Source organism: Mesorhizobium sp. M1E.F.Ca.ET.063.01.1.1, assembly GCF_003998155.1.
In the GTDB taxonomy this organism is placed as follows: domain Bacteria; phylum Pseudomonadota; class Alphaproteobacteria; order Rhizobiales; family Rhizobiaceae; genus Mesorhizobium.
Map to the genome: position 1 here is coordinate 1 of NZ_RZSC01000942.1, position 1,987 is coordinate 1,987.

General features: G+C 64.2%; 3 protein-coding genes. All 3 read left to right on the forward strand.

The genetic code is table 11. The features are described 5' to 3' along the window. The coding region (locus EOA29_RS34555) for a laccase domain-containing protein (protein WP_189479088.1) at nucleotides 1-353 on the forward strand (353 nt) is incomplete at its 5' end. Further along, the gene (locus EOA29_RS34560) at nucleotides 353-1,504 is read left to right on the forward strand and encodes a Xaa-Pro peptidase family protein (protein ID WP_126092382.1); all 1,152 of its coding nucleotides are present in this window, start codon (nucleotides 353-355) and stop codon (nucleotides 1,502-1,504) included. The genes EOA29_RS34555 and EOA29_RS34560, both read left to right, overlap by 1 nt. A 54-nt stretch (nucleotides 1,505-1,558) precedes the next feature. Then, a partial coding sequence (locus EOA29_RS34565) for a hypothetical protein (RefSeq protein WP_127222265.1) occupies nucleotides 1,559-1,987 on the forward strand: 429 nt, incomplete at its 3' end.

Here is a 1,987-nt window from a genome sequence, read left to right on the forward strand (position 1 = left end):
CCGTTGCCGCGATGGAAGGTCTCGGCGCCCGCCGTGATCGCATCGTCGCCGTGCTCGGCCCCTCGATCGGACCCGACAATTACGAGGTCGGAGCGGAATTCGTCTCCCGCTTCGTCGAGGCCGACGCCGGCAACCAACGCTATTTCAGGTCGTCGGTGAACCCCCGCCACTCGATGTTCGACCTCAACCAATATACGGTCGACCGGCTGCGCAAGGCCGGCGTGACCGCCGAAGGGCTCGGCCGCTGCACTTACGCGGAAGAGGATCTTTTCTATTCCTACCGGCGCACCACCCACCGCAGGGAAGCGGATTACGGGCGCCAGGTTTCGGCAATCGTTCTGGAGAAAGAATAATGGCGCTGCATTTCGAACGTTCGGAATTCGACGCGCGGCGCGACCGGCTGCTGATCGAAATGGCCGAGAAGAAGCTCGACGCCGTGCTTTTGTTCGCGCAGGAGAGCATGTACTGGCTGACCGGCTACGACACGTTCGGCTTCTGCTTCTTCCAGTGTCTGGTAGTGAAGGCCGACGGATCGATGGTGCTGCTCACCCGCTCGGCCGATTTGAGACAAGCGCGCCACACCTCGACCATCGAAAACATCGTGCTGTGGACCGATCGCGACGGCGCCAATCCGGCGATCGACCTGCGCAACCTGCTCAATGACCTCGATCTGCTCGGCGCCCGCATCGGCGTCGAATACGACACGCATGGCCTGACCGCCTACAACGGCCGCCGCGTGGATGAGCAGTTGCAAACCTTCGGCCAGATCGCCGATGCTTCCGGCATCGTCGGCCGGCTGCGGCTCTTCAAGAGCCCGGCCGAAATCGCCAAGGCGGAAAAAGCGGCAAGTCTTTCCGACGATGCGCTGGATGCGGCCTTGCCGCTGATCAAGCAGGGCGGCGACGAGGGGCCTATCCTGGCGGCCATGCAAGGTGCCGTCTTTGCCGGCGGCGGCGACTACCCCGCCAACGAATACATCATCGGCTCCGGCGCCGATGCCCTGCTTTGCCGCTATAAGGCCGGGCGCCGCAAGCTTACCAAGAACGACCAGCTGACGCTCGAATGGGCGGGTGTCTTCCATCACTACCACGCCCCGATGATGCGTACCGCATTGACCGGCAAGGTCTCGAAGCGCCACCAGGAACTGTTCGATGCCGCCCGCGCCGCGCTGCTTGCGGTCGAAAAGGCGATGATGCCGGGCAACACCTTCGGCGATGTCTTCGATGCGCATGCCCGCACGCTCGAGGCGCATAATCTCACCAAGCACCGGCTGAACGCCTGCGGCTATTCGGTCGGCGCCCGCTTCACGCCGTCCTGGATGGATATGCCGATGTTCTACCAGGGCAATCCGGAGCCGATCGCGCCCAACATGACGCTGTTCGCGCATATGATCATCATGGACTCCGAGACCGAGTCGGCGATGACCCTTGGCCGCACCTACCTCACCACGGAATCGGCGCCGAAGCCGCTCTCCCGCCATGATCTCGACTTGATCGTACAGTGAATCCATAATGGTAGGTTCACGCGGGGGCGTCGCCACGAGGGAGTTTTCGGGCAAATGAGACGATCGCAGGTGACGACCGTGTCATTGCTCGCGGCGCTGGCGCTCACCGCTTGCACCAACGCCAAGGACGTCCTCGATCCTTCGGCCGTCACCCCGCCGGCGAGTTCGGCTCAGACTTTGCCGACCACCCCGGGCACATCGGCCACCACATCGCCGACGACGACCGCGCCAGCCCCTGCGGCGACAGCGACGGCTTCGGCGCCCGCTACCCCCGCTCAGACAGCCGCCATCGCCAAGACCCGGCTGCAGGTCGCGCCGATCGTCGGCGCCTCGGTGGAAGCCGCGGCACCACTGACAGCGGAGCTGCAGACGCGCGCCAGGCAGCGCGGCGTGACGCTTGTCGGCAGCACCGACCAGACGGCAACGCATGTGCTGAAAGGCTATTTTTCGACGATGTCCGAAGGCAAGGACACGACCGTCATC

Excerpts from the sequence above, each read along its gene's own strand:
- EOA29_RS34560 (WP_126092382.1), top strand. The coding sequence starts at position 353 with ATGGCGCTGCATTTCGAACGTTCGGAATTCGACGCGCGGCGCGACCGG.